Origin of the sequence: Nonomuraea mangrovi, from assembly GCF_042681425.1 — a bacterium.
Taxonomy (GTDB): Bacteria; Actinomycetota; Actinomycetes; order Streptosporangiales; family Streptosporangiaceae; genus Nonomuraea; species Nonomuraea mangrovi.
In genome coordinates, this window is sequence record NZ_JBHUFV010000068.1 from 277,312 (window position 1) to 294,333 (window position 17,022).

General features: G+C 68.4%; 20 protein-coding genes. 10 read left to right on the forward strand and 10 right to left on the reverse strand.

What is annotated here, in order from left to right:
* Window positions 1-3 precede the first annotated feature (3 nt).
* Window positions 4-1,005: a helix-turn-helix transcriptional regulator gene (locus ACFSKW_RS45105; protein ID WP_379580754.1), complete on the forward strand. Its 1,002-nt coding sequence runs from the start codon at window positions 4-6 to the stop codon at window positions 1,003-1,005.
* Window positions 1,006-1,532: 527 nt separating this feature from the next.
* On the opposite strand, the gene ACFSKW_RS45110 is transcribed toward ACFSKW_RS45105, so the two are convergent.
* Window positions 1,533-1,772 (reverse strand): DUF4158 domain-containing protein, encoded by a 240-nt coding sequence (locus ACFSKW_RS45110; protein WP_379580755.1) that lies wholly within the window; start codon window positions 1,770-1,772, stop codon window positions 1,533-1,535.
* Window positions 1,773-2,099: 327 nt separating this feature from the next.
* On the opposite strand from ACFSKW_RS45110, the gene ACFSKW_RS45115 reads away from it, so the two are divergent.
* From ACFSKW_RS45115 to ACFSKW_RS45130, 4 genes are all read left to right on the forward strand, one after another.
* The gene (locus tag ACFSKW_RS45115) at window positions 2,100-3,530 is read left to right on the forward strand and encodes an FAD-dependent monooxygenase (RefSeq protein ID WP_379580756.1); all 1,431 of its coding nucleotides are present in this window, start codon (window positions 2,100-2,102) and stop codon (window positions 3,528-3,530) included.
* The gene (locus tag ACFSKW_RS45120; RefSeq protein ID WP_379580757.1) at window positions 3,517-4,152 is read left to right on the forward strand and encodes a TetR/AcrR family transcriptional regulator; all 636 of its coding nucleotides are present in this window, start codon (window positions 3,517-3,519) and stop codon (window positions 4,150-4,152) included. Before ACFSKW_RS45115 ends, ACFSKW_RS45120 begins: the two co-directional genes overlap by 14 nt.
* A 497-nt stretch (window positions 4,153-4,649) precedes the next feature.
* Entirely contained in the window at window positions 4,650-5,315 is a 666-nt protein-coding gene (locus ACFSKW_RS45125) for a hypothetical protein (protein WP_379580758.1), read from the forward strand.
* A gap of 93 nt (window positions 5,316-5,408) precedes the next feature.
* Window positions 5,409-5,702, forward strand: a complete 294-nt coding sequence (locus ACFSKW_RS45130; RefSeq protein WP_379580759.1) for a site-specific integrase — start codon at window positions 5,409-5,411, stop codon at window positions 5,700-5,702.
* Window positions 5,703-6,074: 372 nt separating this feature from the next.
* Here ACFSKW_RS45130 and ACFSKW_RS45135 read toward each other — a convergent pair whose 3' ends face one another.
* Entirely contained in the window at window positions 6,075-6,212 is a 138-nt protein-coding gene (locus tag ACFSKW_RS45135) for a hypothetical protein (RefSeq protein ID WP_379580760.1), read from the reverse strand.
* Window positions 6,213-6,673: 461 nt separating this feature from the next.
* Window positions 6,674-7,135 carry a DoxX family protein gene (locus ACFSKW_RS45140; RefSeq protein ID WP_379580761.1) on the reverse strand — a complete coding sequence of 154 codons (462 nt, stop codon included), beginning with the start codon at window positions 7,133-7,135 and terminating at the stop codon, window positions 6,674-6,676.
* Between the two features lie 80 nt (window positions 7,136-7,215).
* Between ACFSKW_RS45140 and ACFSKW_RS45145 the strand changes: the two genes are divergently transcribed.
* Window positions 7,216-7,800, forward strand: coding sequence for a TetR/AcrR family transcriptional regulator (locus ACFSKW_RS45145; RefSeq protein ID WP_379580762.1), 585 nt, complete (start codon window positions 7,216-7,218; stop codon window positions 7,798-7,800).
* A 25-nt stretch (window positions 7,801-7,825) separates the two neighbouring features.
* Here ACFSKW_RS45145 and ACFSKW_RS45150 read toward each other — a convergent pair whose 3' ends face one another.
* Window positions 7,826-8,743, reverse strand: a complete 918-nt coding sequence (locus ACFSKW_RS45150) for a LysR family transcriptional regulator (protein WP_379580763.1) — start codon at window positions 8,741-8,743, stop codon at window positions 7,826-7,828.
* Window positions 8,740-10,647 carry a multicopper oxidase family protein gene (locus ACFSKW_RS45155; RefSeq protein ID WP_379580764.1) on the reverse strand — a complete coding sequence of 636 codons (1,908 nt, stop codon included), beginning with the start codon at window positions 10,645-10,647 and terminating at the stop codon, window positions 8,740-8,742. Before ACFSKW_RS45155 ends, ACFSKW_RS45150 begins: the two co-directional genes overlap by 4 nt.
* A 194-nt stretch (window positions 10,648-10,841) precedes the next feature.
* Between ACFSKW_RS45155 and ACFSKW_RS45160 the strand changes: the two genes are divergently transcribed.
* Window positions 10,842-11,075 carry a hypothetical protein gene (locus ACFSKW_RS45160; RefSeq protein ID WP_379580765.1) on the forward strand — a complete coding sequence of 78 codons (234 nt, stop codon included), beginning with the start codon at window positions 10,842-10,844 and terminating at the stop codon, window positions 11,073-11,075.
* Here ACFSKW_RS45160 and ACFSKW_RS45165 read toward each other — a convergent pair.
* Together ACFSKW_RS45165 and ACFSKW_RS45170 are read right to left on the reverse strand one after the other, a co-directional pair.
* A complete protein-coding gene (locus ACFSKW_RS45165) occupies window positions 10,997-11,266 on the reverse strand; it encodes a recombinase family protein (RefSeq protein WP_379580792.1) in 270 nt (89 codons plus the stop codon). The genes ACFSKW_RS45160 and ACFSKW_RS45165 overlap by 79 nt on opposite strands.
* 31 nt (window positions 11,267-11,297) lie before the next feature.
* On the reverse strand, window positions 11,298-11,972 hold the full coding sequence (locus ACFSKW_RS45170; protein WP_379580766.1) for an SDR family oxidoreductase: 675 nt from the start codon (window positions 11,970-11,972) through the stop codon (window positions 11,298-11,300).
* Window positions 11,973-12,213: 241 nt separating this feature from the next.
* Between ACFSKW_RS45170 and ACFSKW_RS45175 the strand changes: the two genes are divergently transcribed.
* From ACFSKW_RS45175 to ACFSKW_RS45185, 3 genes are all read left to right on the forward strand, one after another.
* On the forward strand, window positions 12,214-12,336 hold the full coding sequence (locus ACFSKW_RS45175) for a hypothetical protein (RefSeq protein WP_379580767.1): 123 nt from the start codon (window positions 12,214-12,216) through the stop codon (window positions 12,334-12,336).
* A 37-nt stretch (window positions 12,337-12,373) separates the two neighbouring features.
* Window positions 12,374-13,561 (forward strand): hypothetical protein, encoded by a 1,188-nt coding sequence (locus ACFSKW_RS45180; protein WP_379580768.1) that lies wholly within the window; start codon window positions 12,374-12,376, stop codon window positions 13,559-13,561.
* A gap of 837 nt (window positions 13,562-14,398) precedes the next feature.
* On the forward strand, window positions 14,399-14,962 hold the full coding sequence (locus ACFSKW_RS45185; protein WP_379580769.1) for a hypothetical protein: 564 nt from the start codon (window positions 14,399-14,401) through the stop codon (window positions 14,960-14,962).
* 332 nt (window positions 14,963-15,294) lie between these two features.
* On the opposite strand, the gene ACFSKW_RS45190 is transcribed toward ACFSKW_RS45185, so the two are convergent.
* The 3 genes from ACFSKW_RS45190 to ACFSKW_RS45200 all read right to left on the reverse strand — a co-directional run bounded on the left by ACFSKW_RS45190 (window position 15,295) and on the right by ACFSKW_RS45200 (window position 16,985).
* Entirely contained in the window at window positions 15,295-15,684 is a 390-nt protein-coding gene (locus ACFSKW_RS45190) for a hypothetical protein (protein ID WP_379580770.1), read from the reverse strand.
* A gap of 370 nt (window positions 15,685-16,054) precedes the next feature.
* Window positions 16,055-16,465, reverse strand: coding sequence for an HIT family protein (locus tag ACFSKW_RS45195; RefSeq protein WP_379580771.1), 411 nt, complete (start codon window positions 16,463-16,465; stop codon window positions 16,055-16,057).
* Window positions 16,466-16,472: 7 nt separating this feature from the next.
* On the reverse strand, window positions 16,473-16,985 hold the full coding sequence (locus ACFSKW_RS45200; protein ID WP_379580772.1) for a hypothetical protein: 513 nt from the start codon (window positions 16,983-16,985) through the stop codon (window positions 16,473-16,475).
* Window positions 16,986-17,022 lie beyond the last annotated feature (37 nt).

Here is a 17,022-nt window from a genome sequence, read left to right on the forward strand (position 1 = left end):
AACATGCCTCGACCCACCGGCCGCGTGCTGACACTCCTGGAGCTGCTGCAGTCGGGCGGCACCCGGACGGTGGCCGAACTCGCCGACCGGCTCGGCGTCGAAGGGCGCACCGTGCGGCGGTATGTGGACCAGCTGATCGACCTGGACGTGCCCGTGGAATCGGTGCGCGGCCGCTACGGCGGGTATCGGCTCGCCCCCGGGTACCGCTTGCCTCCGCTCATGCTCAGCGACGACGAGGCGTTGGCCGTGCTGCTCGGCCTGGTCGCCGGCCGACGAGCAGGGTTGACGACGACGCAGCACACGGCAAGCGAGACGGCATCGGCGAAGATCCGGCGGGTGCTGCCCAAGCACGTCGCCCGCCGGCTCGACACGCTCCTGGAAGCTCTCGCCTTCACGGATCAGCCCGGTGAGTCCGCCACCCCGGACGCCGGCGTCCTGCTCACCATCGCCGATGCGGTACGCCACCGCCGACCGGTCTCGATCAGATACACCGACCGCGACGGCCGGCGCAGCGAACGCACGCTACACGCGTACGGGATCGTCGCCCATGCGGGCCGGTGGTACGTCACGGGCAAGGACGCCCAGATCGGCGAGGACCGAACCTTCCGGCTCGATCGTATCGCAGACGCGAGGACCCTGCCCGGCTCATTCGAGGCGCCCGTGGGTCCCGATCCGGCACAGCGTGTGTTGTCAGCGTTCGCCACGGCTGAGTACCGGCATGAGGTGACCTTGCGGATCCACGGGACGGTCGGGCAGATCCGTGCCCGCCTTCCCGCCAGCGTCGCGAGCCTGGAGGAGTACGCGCCCGTGGCAGGCGAGGACCGGGCGACCGAGCGCTGGCTGCGCGTCGAGCTGCGGGTGGAGCGGCTCGACTGGTTGCCTCCGGTACTCGCCTCACTCGACCGTCCGTTCGTCATCGAGCGCCCCGATGAACTGCGCAACCTCGTCATCGGGCTCGCCCAACGCCTCGCGTCCTACGCCCGCAGCGAGGAACCAATGTCGTGAGATGGCACAGCTAAAGACCTCGGTGCGCGGGTTCCCCCATGAGAGCACTTCAGCAATCGCGAACTCCCGGGGGATCGGGCGGGGCAGAGGTTCGTCGCGGCGTCGGGCGTTATCGCGCAGGTGGTTGGTGGTGGTTGGGTACAGCGGGACCAGCAGGGACCTGCCAAACTTGGAGCCTCGAACGGTCAGGACGGCGTCGGTCCCCGCGCAGCCCCGCCAAGTACGCGCACGCCTCAACATGCAGCCCGAGATCCTCATCGACCGCCACCCACGACACCGGCTCGTCCGCGGCCACCGCGCTCAGATCGGTAGTACCGAGGCAGTGCACCTGACATGACTGACTACCTACAGTCACCCTGAGCCGCGACCAGGTGGCCCGCTGGGCGGGCTTCTTGAGCCGGTTGAACCCGTCCGGCCCGACGACGAGCAGAGCCTCCATCCGGGCCCGGCCCGCGTCGTACTTCACGCCCTGACGCCGGCGCACCAGCTTGCGATGCCTTCGCGCTGCCGGAGGAGCCATGGTCCGGTCAGACGTCCTCGGTCAGCTCCAGGCAGCGCCGGACGTGGTCCATCACCACCTCGGGAATCTCGTCCGGGGACGGAAAGCGCGCCATCTTCTGGAAGCACTTCAACGCCAGCACCTGTGCGAAGCACGACTCCGGGCGCCCAGTCCACTCTTCCGGTGAAGGCGTGAAGAACACGTGCAGCACCCGCGCCGACGTCAGCCGCTTGAACTGCGGATAGGCGGTCCGCTCGATCCACGTCATCCCAAGGCCGTCCCTCGCCTCGATCGCGGCGTTCAGACGCCGAAACCGTAGCGACGATCAACTCCAACAGAGGACTTGGTCACCAAACCGCAATCAAACCCGAGCGGAGGGTCACATCATCCGTGGAACACCCCTCTGACCAGCAGCTCAGCAGCTCACTGTCCCCTTTCTCCCGTACTTGGTCTGCCCCCTGTAGACCGCCGGTGTCCGCCGGCACACAGGGCGGTAGGCGACGGCTGAGCTCCTGGCGAACAGCGCGGGGCGTTGGCGCTCAGCCACCCATGCGCTATATATGTAGCGATACATATGTAGCGAATGGAGGGCGCTATGCACGACGTCGTCATCGTGGGAGCCGGCCCCACCGGGCTGATGGCCGCCTGCGAGCTCGCTCTGGCGGGCGTGTCCTGCACGATCGTGGACAAGCGTGGCAGCGAGTCCAACGTCACGCGGGCTTTCGGTCTGCACGCCCGGGCCCTGGAACTGCTCGACGCCCGAGGCATGGGCGACGAACTGGTCGCGGGAGGCAACCCGCTCAGGACGGTGTATCCCGCCTACGCCTCACGGGTCGACTTCGGGCGGCTCGACACGCGGTATCCGATGCTGCTGCTCGTGCCTCAAAACGGCACGGAGAAGCTCCTTCAGCAGCGGGCCGCCGAACTCGGTGTACAGATCCGCCGCAACGCCGATGTGGTCGGCCTGACCCAGGACGCCGAGTCCGTACGGCTGAGGCTTGAGGACGGAGGCGAGCTGGAGGCCAGGTACGTCGTCGGAGCCGACGGCGCTCACAGCACCGTCCGCGACCTGGTCGACGTGGGCTTCGCCGGCGCGGCCTACAGCCTGCCCATGCTGCTGGCCGACGTCCGCATCCCCACCTCCGAGCCGCCGCCCATCACGCAAGTCGGCACCCAGGGCGTGGTGGTGACCCTCCCGTTCGGCGACGGCTGGTTCAGGGTCGGCGCGTGGCTGCGGGAAGAGCAGAACGACCCAGGCTTCGCCCTCATCCGCGAGGCGTTTCGGCGTATCGCCGGCACCGACTACGGGATGAGTGAGCCGCGCTGGTTCTCCCGCTTCGTCGCCGAGCGCAGGCAGGCCCGCAGCTACCGATCAGGACGGGTCTTCCTGATCGGGGATGCCGCCCATGTGAACTCGCCCATCGGCGGCCAGGGCATGAACACCGGCATCCAGGACGCCGTCAACCTGGGTTGGAAGCTCGCCGCCACGCTGCACGGCTGGGCGCCGACCTGGCTGCTCGACACCTACCACGCCGAGCGGCACCCCGTCGGCTCCGCCGTCCTGGCCATGACCGACCACCTCACCGGACTGGTACTCAGCGGCTCACGAGTGCGCCTGGAAATCAACCGGCGCATCATGGCGACCCTGCTCCATACCGGTCCCGGCCGCCGCCGCATCCTCGGAAGGCTGTCCGGCCTGGAGTTCGCCTACCCGCCCAGCGAGCCGGACGCACACCCGCTGGCCGGGCGCCGCGCCGCCGACGGCCCGACAGACGCCGGCCGTCTGTATGAGGTGCTGCGCGCAGGCACCTTCGTTCTGCTCTCCGATGAGGGCGTGCCCACCCCTTGGCGCGATCGCGTACGGCACGCCACGCCCCTTCGCGGCACCAGGCCCGAGGCGACACTGATCCGCCCAGACGGCTACGTGGCCTGGGCCGGGGATCACACCGGTATCGAAGCGGCTCTGGTGAAATGGTGTGGCCCATCCGACCTTGCCGATCTGAAAGGAAACCGTGCCACCGCCTAACCCACAGCGCCGCGACCACCTGGCAGACGCGGCCATCACAGTGCTGGCCGAGCAAGGGTCACGCGGGCTGACCCACCGGGCCGTCGACACCGCCGCCGCCGTACCGGCCGGCACCACCTCGCGCTACTTCCGCACCCGCGACGCGCTCCTCAACGGGGTCATCGAGCGGATCACCCACCGGCTCGGCGAGCGTGTGGACGCCTATACCGTCTGTCCGATCTCGCCCGCCGATCTGGAGGAGGCGCTGGTCGCCGTCCTGACCGCGATGCTGACCGACGGCCGGCACGATCCGCTGGCCCTGTTCGAGCTGCACCTGGAGAGCACCAGAAATCCCCGCCTGCGACACACGCTGACCGACGCCCTGCACGGCCGAAGCGATCTCATCGTCCGCCAATGCCGCGCCGCCGGAATCGACATCAGCCAGGACGACGCCATGCTCCTGGAGATGAGCGTGCTGGGCATCCTGTTCACCACCCTCACCACTGGCGCCCCCGAGTCCCCAAGCGAGCCGATCCGCACCGCCGTACGGGCTCTTCTGGCCCACTATCAAACGCCGACAGCTACAGGGGGTGCCGGTAAGAAACGCGTCATGAGCCCCAAACGGGCGGGATCGGGCCTCTGATCAGCAGGTGACCGGCCCTCAAGGATCGACGAAACTGCGATCATCGATGGGGTTGATCATGGTGAGAGCGCCTCGGCAGTTGTGACGCGGGCGGCGTAGACCTGGTTCGGGTGGCCGGGGCCCTGACCGTTGACAGGGTGCGCCTATAACCTGGCCGATGGCCGCGCCACCGGCCTCGGGCAATCTGGTGGAACACCCTCTAGATCGACGCCGCCGTCACGCAACTGCGCGAGCAGGCTTCCCGGCGACGGATGAGCGCCTATATGCCTCACAGTACGTGGGGTCCGTCAGGCATGTTGGCCACGTCGGGCATGTTGGCCCGCTGTCGGCGAGGCGCTTCGAGCGCCGCCTGTCCCGCACCCTGTCCGCACTCCACAGTGTTGCCATCCCGATGCCGCATCGCACGGGAACCGGGCGCACATCCGCCTTCTCACGTAGACACGAGTGTCTGTATATGATTACTTTGATCACCGAGCCCGGCGTACTGGGAGGCGGATATGGCAAAACACGAGGCTTTTCGCCATGAAGGGTCCGTGAAGCTGGGCTTTGCCATGTTAGGCATTGGGGTGGTCTTGCTCCTGTGCTGGCTCGTGGCGTCGAGCGATGCAGAGGAGCCCAGATGTGGCGGCGAACGGATGACCAGCGGCGACTGGTGCTCGAGCAGGAGGTCGGGACCTTCGAGCTTTGAGGAACGTCAGGCGAACGCCGCGGCCGCGGCCTTCTGGTTGCTGCGAATCGGCGGGGTCCTCACTGTGGGCGGAGCGGGACTCCTGGTCGCCGAACGCACGACGCGGAGCATCCGGGCGGGCGCCACCCCGTGGGCCAGGGCGCGAAGGCAGCGCGAAGCCGAGGAGGCAGCCGCCGCCCGTGCGGCAGCCCGGGCGGCGCTGCCGCCGGTGTCACGGGATCAGCTGGTGCTGGAGATTCGCGCGATCAAGCTCCCGCTCGCATCGCGGCCGGGATATGACCCGCGAGCAATCGACGCCCTCCTGAGTCGGCTCGTCACCCGCCTCGAAACAGAGCCCGACACGGCCAAGAGCGTGATCCCTCCGGCTCTCTCCTTCGATCTGGCCTACATGACCACCTCGCCCGGGTACGACAAAGAGCTCGTCGAAGCCCTTCTGCGGCGTCTCCGCGACCTGCTGGACAGGAAGATCGTCTAACGGTACAGCCTACGCCGGCCGGGTCGCCCTCTATCTGTCCTGCTGTCGAGGTCACGGCGTGGATTGGTCGAGTCCGAGCCTGGCGCAGCTGATATGCACCTGCTGCCGAATTCACGGGTGCTGGGCTGCCGGCACGAGGGCCCGCACGTTCACGTCCGGCGACGCCTCAACGGCCACGGCGCGTTCGCCAAGGCCGGGCAGCCGCGAGCGATCCCGGTAGAGTCCGTCACGATCGACCTGTATGCGGCCTATCAGTACGAACGCGACGAGGTCGACGAGGCCTCCTCGGTCGACACGGTGTTCGTGAACCTGTTCCACGCCCCGCTGGGCGGCCGCGGCCTGGACCGCGTGGCTGCCGGCGAACACGCCGTCGCCCTGGCGGCCTGATGAGGGGGATGCGGCGAGGTGGCTGTTCACCGACGACGTCGACAACCGGTCCACGGGCGCCTACCGCTGCACGGTGCAGGCCCGTGACCGCGTCTCGTACACACAGGTCATGTGTGACCTGTGTGAGAAGACCTTGCGCCGCTCGGGACCCACGATCGAGGAGTTCCGGGACACCTCTGGCCGCCATGCACCTGGTCGTCGGCGCCGCCTGGTTCACCGGCATGCGGACCGTTTACGGCCGCTGAGCGCCGCAACCGGCGGCCGCCCGAGGTCAACGACGTGGTCATGATGGCCTTCATCGGCCCGAACGGCACCCGTCCCGGCTCACCGCTGAGCGGGGAACAGGTCGGCGACCACGTCAGCGCCCTGTCCTCAGCGGCCGGGCACGCGGTGCACGACCAGACGCTGCACCTGCGCGACCCCCGCCAGGTCGACGCCGCGCTGGCCGGTCGCCGACACCCGCTGGCAGGCCCAGCTGTTCGGGCCGGCTCCCACCGTCGACGACGCCATCGCCCGCCTCGTCACCGACCTGAACCATGCCCGGCGTCGATGAGGAGCGATCGGGCCGGACGGCCGACCGGGGCCGGGCTCGAGCGAGTGCCCCGGTCCTCACCGGCGCACGGCCAGGGGCGCCGCCGGGCTGTATCCCTGCTCTCCTGCCCGCCTGGCGGCAACTCGAGGCGAGCCCGCCGGTCGGTGAGGAGGGCCGGGCCGTGGCGACGGCCTGCGCCGTAGCGGATCGCCGACCAGCCGGCTCTGCGCCCGCCGCCACTCACATGCTGAGCCAAGAGCGTCGCGGCGGGCATTGAAGGTGGCCGCGGCCGTGCCGCCTCACCGCGCGGTGAACCAGGCGGCCAGCCGGTCGGCACCCACCGCCTTCGCCACCGAACTCCGCGGTCATGGCGCAGTGCGAGGGCGTACGCCTTGAGTGCGCCAACGGGACATCTTGTTCCGATGCTCGTCGTGCGCCGTCACGCGGCCGCTGCGATGGCGGCGGCGACGAAGAGCACCTGCAGGGCGGTGCGGGTGGGCAGCGGGGTCACCGGTTTTCCTGCCAGGGTGAGGCCGCGGCGTGCCGCCGAGACGTTGGCCGGGAACATGGCGATCATGAGTAGTGCGAGCCCGATCGCTGCGTACGGCGCGATCGGCGGCAGCAGCAGCCCGGCGGCGCCGGCCAGTTCCAGTACCCCGGTGATGGTCACCAGCAGGGCCGGCTGCGGGAACGCCGCGGGGATCATGGCGACGAAGTCGCGCCGCCATGAGGGCAGGAAGTGCGGCACGCCGGTGACGACGAACATCAACGCCAGGGCGCCGCGCAGCGCGGGCTGCCAGCTGTCGAGCATGTCGACGCCGGCCACGCCGAGCAGCCGCAGGGCGACGAAGCCCCCGATAAGGGCGATGAACGGGACCATTCCCTCCTCCAATCTTGTCATCGGCAAGATTGGAGGAGATTCGCCATCTTGTCAATGTCAAGATAGGGTGGGTGTCGATACCAGGACGTCGTGTCGCGGAGGTGAGGGAGATCAATCAGCCGGCCTACCACCACGGCAACCTGCGAGGGGCCATCATCGCCGCCGCCCTTCAGGCCATCGGCGAGTCCGGCCCTGCCGGGTGGAGCCTGCGTGAGCTGGCCCGGCGCGCGGGCGTCTCACATGCCGCGCCCGCCCACCACTTCGGTGACAAGACCGGACTGTTGACGGCCGTGGCCGCCGAGGGATTCGAGCTGTTCGCCGACAGCCTGGAACACGCGGCCGGGGACGTCTTGGCGGTCGGGGTGGCGTACGTGCGCTTCGCCATCGACCATCGGCCCTACTTCGAGGTGATGTTCCGTCCGGAGCTGTATCGCGCGGACGATCCCGGCATGCGATCCCCGCGTGAGCGTGCCGCCCATGTGCTTGCCACCAGCGCCCACAGACTGTCGCCGAGTTCGGCGCAGGACCGGCTGACCACGATCGCCGCATGGTCGCTCGCCCATGGTTTCGCCAGCTTGTGGCTCAGCGGCTCTCTTCCCGAAAGCGCGCAGGGCGATCCGGAGGCGATCGCCCGCTCACTCGTCCAGTTCGTCTTCGACCCGATGAACAGGAACGCGTCGGAGTAGGAAACGCCACACCTCACCGCTCGATTCACCCGCCCCATGAATCGGCGATCTCGCGTACCTTGTCGCGCAGCCAGCGCTGGGCGCCGTCGGCGTCGCTGCGTGGATGCCAGGCCATCGCCACCGCGACCTCGGGCAGGTTCAAAGGGATCTCGAAGATGCCCAGGCCCAGTGCCGCGGTCACGTCGTCGTCGGCAGGCGCCGGCGCGATGCACACCAGATCGCTCCTGCTGACCAGCAGCAGTGCCATGGAATGTGAGGGGACGGTCGCGACGGTACTGCGGCGCAGCCCCTGCGCGGCGAGCAGGTCGTCGATCGGTCCCTGCAGGTGCCCATGCCGTGACACTCCGATGTGCCTGGCGTCGGCGAACCTCTGCAGCGTCGGCCCCTTGGTCACCAGCGGATGATCACGCCTGGCGACGCCGACGGCGTGGCCGGTCGCCAGGCGCTCGACGCGGGTCTCCGGGTCGGTGTGGTCGACGACTCCGATCTCCAGGTCCACCCGGCCGTCGCGCAGCGCCGAGGTGCCTTCCAGTGTGTCGGGCAGGAAACGCAGCACCACGCCCGGAGCTTGCTCGCCCAAGGTGCTGACGAGTGGCGCGGCCAGGGCGGACAACAACATGTCGCTGGCCTGGAGGCTGAAGGTCCGTGTCAGGGTGGCGGGATCGGGCTCGGCCGGGGGAGCCAGCAGGGCGGCGGCCTGCCGTACCAGATCATGGACGCTGTCCCGAAGTTCCAGCGCCCTGGGTGTGGGCACCAGGTTGCGGCCCGCCCGCACCAGGATCGGGTCGTTCAACAGCCGTCTGATCCGTCCCAGCGTGCGGCTCATGGCCGGCGGCGAGGTGTTGAGCCTGGCCGCCGCCCCGGTGACGCTGCCCTCCTCGAGGAGGACGTCGAGCGCGAGCAGGAGGTTCAGGTCCAGCGTCACGTGCGTCCTTCCGTTCACTCCGGCATGTTGCCCGTGGCGCTGCCGCTCTCGAACGGCGTCGTGACGCCCTCGTAGCCGAGATGCATCAGCATGCCTGCCGCCGCGTGATCCAGGTTGTGGCAGTGGTCCATCCACAGCCCGGGGTTGTCAGCCCTGAAGCCGATCTCGAACCAGGTGCCGGGCGGCAGGTCGAGCGTGTCGATCCACCACGGGCTGCCGGTGACCGCCCTGCCATTGGCGGACATTACCAGGGCATGGTGGCCGTGCAGGTGCATCGGGTGGTTGTCCCTGCTGCGGTTGATCAGCGTCATCTTGACCAGGTCGCCCTTGCGCACCATCTGCATGGGCACGTCGGGGTAGAGCCGCCCGTTGAAGGCCTGGATGAGGTCGAGCGAGCCGTCGACGAACCCTACGCCGTCGCTGGCCACGATGGTGAACTGCCTGTCGAAGCGGCTCGACGCGTCGAAGGGTGTCGGGGCGGGTCGGCCGTACTGCGCGGGGTCGAAGTCTCCGGACAGCACAGGCGTCTCTGGCGTGCCCGTGCCGTCGGGGCTGAGCAGCAGCCCTTTGCCTGGGGCAGCCAGGTCGGCGAGGTACACCGGGCCGTTCGGCATGGTGAAGGTCAGGTCATAGCGTCCGCCGGTGGCCAGCGAGAGCCTGAGGTTCCTGAGCTCGCCCGGTTCGCGGACCTCTCCGCCGTCGATCGCGGCCACACGGTACGGCGTGCCGGTCAGCGCGAATGTGGTCGCCTCGGCGTCGGAGACGGTGTTGTTGCCGGTGTTCACCAGCCGCAGCCGTACGGCGGTGCCGGGCTGGACGGCCTTGCGGGTGAGCGTGTCGGCGGCGCCGAAGGCGGGTCGCGGCTCGTCGCCGACCGGCCAGGCGTGGGACATCACCACTGTGTCGAACTCCTCACGAGCCTGTTCGGCGCGCTCGACGACGATCGCGCCGAACAGGCCGCGGACGACGGCCGTGGAGGATGCTTGGTGGGTGTGGTACCAGTACGTGCCCGCCCGGTCGGCGCGGAAGCGGTAGATGTGGGTGCCGCCCGGCCGGACCGCGTCCTGTGTGAGACCGGCGACACCGTCCTCGGCGTTGGGCACGTCGAGGCCGTGCCAGTGCAGTGTGACGCCCTCCTTGGGCAGCCTGTTCACCAGTGTGACCTCGACCAGGTCGCCCTGCTTCACCCTGAGTTCCGGTCCTGGGACCTGGGCGTTGAACGTCCAGGCGGCCACAGGGGCGCCGGACGTGAGCTTGATCGCGGTCTCGGCCGCGGTGAGGGTGAAGGTGCGATCAGGAATGCCGGTGCGGGGGCCGTGCAGAGTGGTGAGGTCGACGGAGGGGGCGGCGGTCCTCCGGTCGCCGTGCCCATGTGACGGGCCGGCGGCCGCCATGGTGTGGCGCTCAGGCCATCTGCTGGTGAACGAGCCGTAAGCGAACCCGCTCGCGGCCAGTGCGACGGCTGCCAGGACGAACGCCGACATCCGGACGACCCTGCTCACGCGTGGACTGGCGATCGCCCATGCGCGCAGGATCAAGAAGGCCAGGAACAGCATGGCGCCGTAGCCGAAGACGTTGGGCGTCTCGGCCTTGACGGTGAAGGCGTGGAAGAAGCCGAGCAGCGAGGCTGCCGCCGTCAACCGGACGACCATGACGCGATCGGAGCGCAGGCAGGCGATGACGGCGGGCAGCAGGACGAAGGGGATCTCGATCAGCACCTGGTCGGCGGCGAACCTCCAGCCGAAGGTCACGAGCAGCATGACCGTCGCCACGCTCTTGGCGGCCAGGGACGCCAGGCCGGCGGTAAGCCACCAGTGGACGGTTCGCCTGCTCAGGCGTTCGACGAGGAATGCGAGTGGCATCCAGACGAGGAAAGCGAGGGCGGACAGGACCGCGCTGACGATGTCGATCGTGACGAACATGGCGGGAACCGTAGGTGCGGCCTGTGGAATGCCACCAGTGCAATGTCGGTAAGGAGGCTTTTCGCTGGACGCAATCGACGAGGTCGGAGGGGGAGCGGGCGCGCATGGCGTGGCGCAGGCCACACGGTCAGGCGGGGCGGGCACGAGGACCATCCACCCGTGATCTGGTGCAGGTGGCCTGAGGTTGCGCAGTGGTGTCCGTCTCGCCTTGCTGGTCCTGCTCCTCCGCCCCGGCGAGCGCTCGGTACACCGAGGCGACAGCGGGGGAGTGGCCGGCGTTCTCGCCGGTCCTGATCGTCGGCTTTCTGGCGATCTCCGGGGCGGGGGTCTTCCAGGGCGAGGGCGGCGGTCAGCGAGTCGTCGATGACCTTCGGTCGGGCGGCGACAGCGAGCACGGCGACGAGCATCGCCCCCATGCCGGTGAGTGACCGGTGAGGAGTTCTAGCTGGACGCCGGCACTCTGGAGCTGGGTGGGCAGGGTCATCAGCTCGGCGGCGTTGCGGGCCAGGCGCTCGAGTTCGTGGACTGTGAGGATGACCTCCTGGTCGTGGGCGAGCTTGAGCGCCTTCTCCCGCTCGGGTCGGGCCTTGACCCGGGTGCTGATCTTCCCGGAGAAGATCCCTCAGTCGCCCAGCGCTTTGCCTGGGGCTCTACCACGGGACGTTCTCGCCGTGGCGATCCAAGAACTGCAGGCCGGGAGCGCCGGCCTGCGCTTCGAGGACGTCGACGACGTCCGGGATGCTCTCCTCGGGGATCAGTGGCGCGTCGGGTCCGCCGAGCCGGGTCTGATTGTGGCCGGGGTCGATGAGCAGCTTGGTCTGCCCGTCGTCGGCGTGGCGGGTGGCGTAACTGCGCATCAGCTGGTTGAGCGCGGCCTTGCTGGCCTTGTACAGCTCGTAGCCGGGCTCGATGTTGCGTGAGATGCTGCCCTGGTCGGATGACATGACCGCGACGGTTCCGCCGGGCGCGACGAGTCCGCGCAGTGTCTCAAGGGTGCGCAACGGGCTCAACGCGTTGGTGATCATCACCTCGGTGAACATGTCGGTCGGGACCTCGTCGATGGGCAGATCACCTCGGTCGATCGCGGCATTGACGAAGAGCAGATCGAGTGTGTCCGCTCGGCGGTCACGTCCTCGCCAGTCGGTGCAGGCTATGGAGACCACCTCTCTGGGCACGGCGCGGTGTTGTTCGGCATGGCCGGGTCCGAGCGGGAGCACGTGCGAGAGAAGTCGCTGATGGGCCAGGCCGCCGCGCGCGTGGTCGTCATGGCGGGCGGCCGAAGGGTGTTCGACCACGTCCGGTGATATCGCCCGCAAGCTGGCCATCCCGACAGGCAAGAACAAGGGGCCGGCACCCTTCGGCGGCGAGTGTCCACCGGGTGCTCGCCGACGGCGAAGTCGCCGTGTCGTAGGGGCAAGCTCCTACCGGCTGCGTGACCGCTCGCAGGAACGCGAACTGCCGCAGGCGGCGGTGCTGGGGCCGCCGTCCGCTTCATGACCGTCGACCTGCCGATGCCGAGCCGTGGCTGGTGCTGCTCGACCCGGCCACTGGTAAGTACGGCGACCTGTGCATCCGCCTGACGCCAAGGCCCGGTCCATCAGCGTCCAGCAGGGGATGGGCGACGGCCGCCTGGTGTCCCACCCGCTCAAGGGCCAGTACATGTTCATCGAGCTCGCCCGCATCCCGTAGTAGTTCGCCGGAGCGGGCCGGGTGGAATATCACCCTCATGTTGGGTGTGCGGAAGGCGCTGTATTTCGGGTTCTTCGCTGCGTCAGGGGCCACGTTCGGCTGGTTCTCGTGGATCGCCGCCGGAATCTTGCTGGCCAAGACCCGCGAGGTGTGGATCTCCGCCCTCGTGGGCGGCCTGCTGGGGGTGGCGATCGACGCCCTGCTGCGCTACCGGCGGACCACGCGGGCCAGGCAGGAAGACGAACCGGTGATCGGGTTCCCCGTCCTCACCGTCCTGCTGTCGGCCTCGGGGACCTTCGTCGCTGCGGCCAGCGAGAACGCGCTAGGTGAGCTGATCAAAGAGGTACGGTGGCCGTTTCTGTTCAGCGTGACCACGTTCTTCGTCGGCGGGCTCGCCGTCCTCGCTCTCACCGAGCTGCTGAGATTCCTCGGCAAAAGGCTGGACGAAGACACCGCGGAGGACGAGGTGGTGCCGATGCTGATGTTGAAGGGGTTCCTCCTCGTGCTCGGCAGCCTGCTGATGGCCGCACCGGTCAGCCTTGCCAACCTCCTGGCGGGCTCGGATGCCGCCTATCCCTCCCTGGTGTCCTGGTGGATGCTGATCGGCATCGTCGCCGGCGTCGCCGTACTGACGGCCAGATACTCTCCGTGGTTCGCGATCGTCGCGAGCGCGATCACGCTCGGCGTGATCGCGGTGTTCTTCGCCCTGGCCGGCCTGGGGCCTACCGAGGAGTTGGAAAGGACCGTGCCGGTTTCGGTGCCCAAGTTCGGGTCCCTGATCGCCGGAATCACCCAGGGCCTGCTCGAGGTACCGGACGTTCCTGCGCAGACGTGGACGGCGGCGCAGGCGCAGTTACGTGCCGGCGCCTCGGGAGAGCTGATCGAGCCCGAGATTCCGCCCTTCGTCTCCGGGCCGCTGAGCTTCATCGCCGGCTGCGACCGCATTCCGGCTCAGCCGAGCGTCTTCGCGCCCGACACGTATCTGACACGCAAACACGCGCTGTGTGGAAAGATCGAGGCCACGACCAACGCGGAGTGGACACGCTCCCTGATCGTCGTCGGCTTCTTCTGCGCGGCGCTGGTGTGGGCCACGCGGCTGGAGCGGCGCTGGCGGCCTGCGGACTACGAGCGTCATCCCATCCGTGGCTACGATAGGGCCTTGCTGGGAGTGTTGTTGCTTGGCCTGCTGGCCGGCCTGCTGACGCTCCGCCTGGGCGGCTATTGACCGCGGAACAGGCCTCCATCATGTGCCACCGATTCGGGCCTGGCAGCTCGGTGACGTCAAGCTCGGCCATACCGTGGTCAGCACCCGGCACGCGTCGAACGAGGCGTTGTAGGTGAGGATGCGCCGCCCGCCGACGGTGGCCAGAAACGCCGGCGCGGCGGCAAGGAAGGCCGGCTGGACGGCGTCGCGGTGCCGGGCCGGAGTGCGTGATCGTCATGAGGGCGACCTCCTCATCGAAGGGCTGGCTGTTCCAGAGGTTGACGGTTTCGCGGACGCGGAGCGGTTTGTCGGCCGGGCCCTTGATAGGGGAGGGCACGATCTTCTCTTCGTGCTCGCAGCCGCTATCGGCGTGTGTGCACGTGGGTTGAGACCGACCGCGCCGACGCCCAGTAAGCCCGGGACGCCGCCGAGCGGGCCGGCCAGGCACGGATCACCGCCGAACGCGCGATGCGCGAGGCCCGGCGTGACCAGGAGCTTGCCGAGGAACGGGAGCTGACCGCTCGCACCGACCTCGAGCGCATCGGCCGGGGCCGCAGGCACCTACCGGAACGCGGAAGGAAAGCTCAAACGGTTTTCCGGCCTCCCCGGCGCTTGAGTTCACCCCAGCAAGTCCGCAACCGGCTGGCCCGAGCCCATCGCGTGGTTAGGAGCGAATTCACTGCATCCGGGGAGTCGCCTGGCGGCATACAGGTGTGCCTTGTGACGCGCTCGGCCGGGCCCGTCCCCCGATCTCAGTGATCGAGCGCCTGTCGTAGAAATGCAGGATAGCGATATAGGGCGCGCGTCCGGCCAGGGTGAGCGTGGCGATCAATGACCGGCTTACGGGATCATCTTCGTGTGAAGCAGCCCAAGCCACGGTTTGTCGCGGCCCGGAAGCCCGACCATCTCTGGGAGATCACCAAGGCGGGAATCGCGCTGGTGCCGTTCATCGGGGGCGTCCTTCACTACGCCAGGCGCGCTGACGTGAGCCTGCCCATACTTCAGCTGGAACTGGCCTTCGACGCCGCCACTGCCCGCACGCTCGTCAAGAGCGCGGTGGGCGCGTTCGAGGACGCCGTCCGCGCCGACTTCACCCTCATCCTGGCCTACACCGCGACCTTGCTCCTTGCCTGTGGCATCGCCTTCACCCAGGTCAGGTCCGGGCGGGGGCGGAAGGCCACGGTGGTCGCCGCGGTGCTGGCCCTGGTGGTCGCCGCCTGTGACCTCGGCGAGAACTCGATGCTCCTGCGCGGTCTGGAGTCCCTGTCGCGGGGCGGAGGCGACGACTCCGCCTTCCTGTGGGCCGGGGTCCTGGCGTCTGCCAAGTTCGTCCTGCTGGTCCCGGTGGTCGTGACGGCGATCATCGGTCTGGCGCTCGCCGTACGGCGGGGCGTGCGGGGGTTGCGGGAGGAAAGGACTTGAGCGGCGTTCGCCCGAAGGCGGCCACCGCACGAGGCCAACCGGTTACCGCTGTGGGGTCATGCGGCGGGCCGAGACGGTCACCCCGCCCACCGAGCCCCACACCGACCACGCGCAGCCCGTCATCAGGCTGACCGCCCGCGTGACTGTGTGCATGCTCGCCACGCTCGTGCAAGAACTCGACTCATGAGCCGACCCGGCAACCCCTGAGCGGTGCGGCGGTTGCTGGAGCAGACGCACACCATCGCCGAGCTGTGGCGGGCGGCAGCCTGCGCCGACGAGCGCGACGGATGAGCTTTGAGGACGATCCTGACGCGCCACCCCAGCCGACCAGATCATCGCCGATCGAGTGGAACGTGGATCCCGTGAGCTTGGAGCCGAGAAACGATCAAGTCTCGAAGCTCACGTTTCTGCGCTGCTGTGTCGTGCTGTCCTACCTGGTCACCGGCTGCAGCCCAGCGCTCGAGGACTTCAACCGCGAGAAACCACTGGGCGAGCGTTAGTTGAGGTTTCACGATCTCGTCCGGCGGCGGCCACTGGCCGGAACCAGGAACGCCTGGTGTCCAGCGCGCGATCTGATCCCAACCGGCCCTTCGGACGCTGCGCGCAAGGTCGGCCCGCTGGCAATTGCCGTCCACCGTCTCGACGCTGGCGTCGTTGTCCATGCATGCGTCGATGAGCCCCCACTGGCGGAGGGGCATCGCGATGATGAGGCCGACACTCACGACAGGCATGTTGTCAAGATCGCAATGGGCAGGTCAAGGTGAAGATCCGGGCGGTTGGCCCTCAGCTAGAAAGGCTGGGAAGCGATCGTCAACCGGCTATCGCCGCTGCTCAACCGCACTGCTGAACACCCCATACGTGATCGGCGTTTGCGTTACGGGCGACGGCGTGGCTGCCGGGCACCAGGACGGCCGTGCTGTGTCGAGCGCCACTCAAGATGAGCATGTTGGTGTGAAGACGTAGCGAGTATGAGAACGCCCCCGCAGAGCAACCGAAGGTGGGTGTCCTGCGGGGCGGTGGTGTTCATGGTGTCACGGGGACGCTCAAGGTGCCCGTCGGCGGTGTTGCCCTGCGCCGGGCGGCTGTCGCTGGTCAGGCAGGCGAGGTGTGCAGGTCAGATGAGTGATGCGGTGGACGATTCGAAGGATCTTTGATCCAGGATCGAAGCCCGCGTCCGGCCAGCGGCTCGCCCTCGTAACGGGGGACCAGGTGGCAATGAGCGTGATCGACGCTCTGACCACCTATGGAGCCGACGTTCCATCCGACATTCCACCCATCGGGGGCATGAGAGGCGGTGAGGCGTTCCTTCATCTCATGGAGGAGCTGCTGTGTTGCCGCCCATTCCTGAGTGGTCATGTCGAACACGGTCGGTCGATGGAGGAGGGGAATGATCATGACGGACCCCTCCGGGGTCGCACCTTGGGTGAAGATCGCGTAGCAGTGAGCGTTGACGGTGACGATCTCTGGCTCGATCTGCGGTAGACAAAAGGGGCAATCCGGCATTCGATCATCATGCTGGATGCTCGCGTAACCCGGCCAGATCCTTCCATCGTGGGCGGGCTGCAGGTGCCAGACGCCTCGACCCACCGTGCTGCTTCCTGGTGGCGCTGTCGGTGGCGTACCGCCACGTGCGTTTGACACCCGCGGTGTACAGGAGCTGGTGGGGCACGACGCCCCAGGTATCGGAGCTCCGGTAGATCGCGTCCCACAGGAGCCGGACGTCCTGGACCTGGCGGTGTTCGGCGACCAGGATCGCGGCGATCTCGATGTCATGGCGAAATCCCCAGGAGTGCCCCTGCGAGGGCGTCTCATGCACGAGCAGGTAGCGTGCGAAGTCGATGTCGACCGGCTCCGGCTGGCGGATCAGGTCTTCGAGGACCTGCTGCAGGTCCTCCCCGGCCGCGTCGAAAGGCCGACCGTGTTCGTCGGCACCGCCCTCGAACGCGAGCAGGGGCCAGAGCTCGGGGTCTTCGTGCCACCGGGCGGCATCGGGAAGGGCGGGGGCGTCGTCGGGGCCGGTCACCCCGGTCGTGGGCTTCGGCGACGGTGCGGGCGTGGGC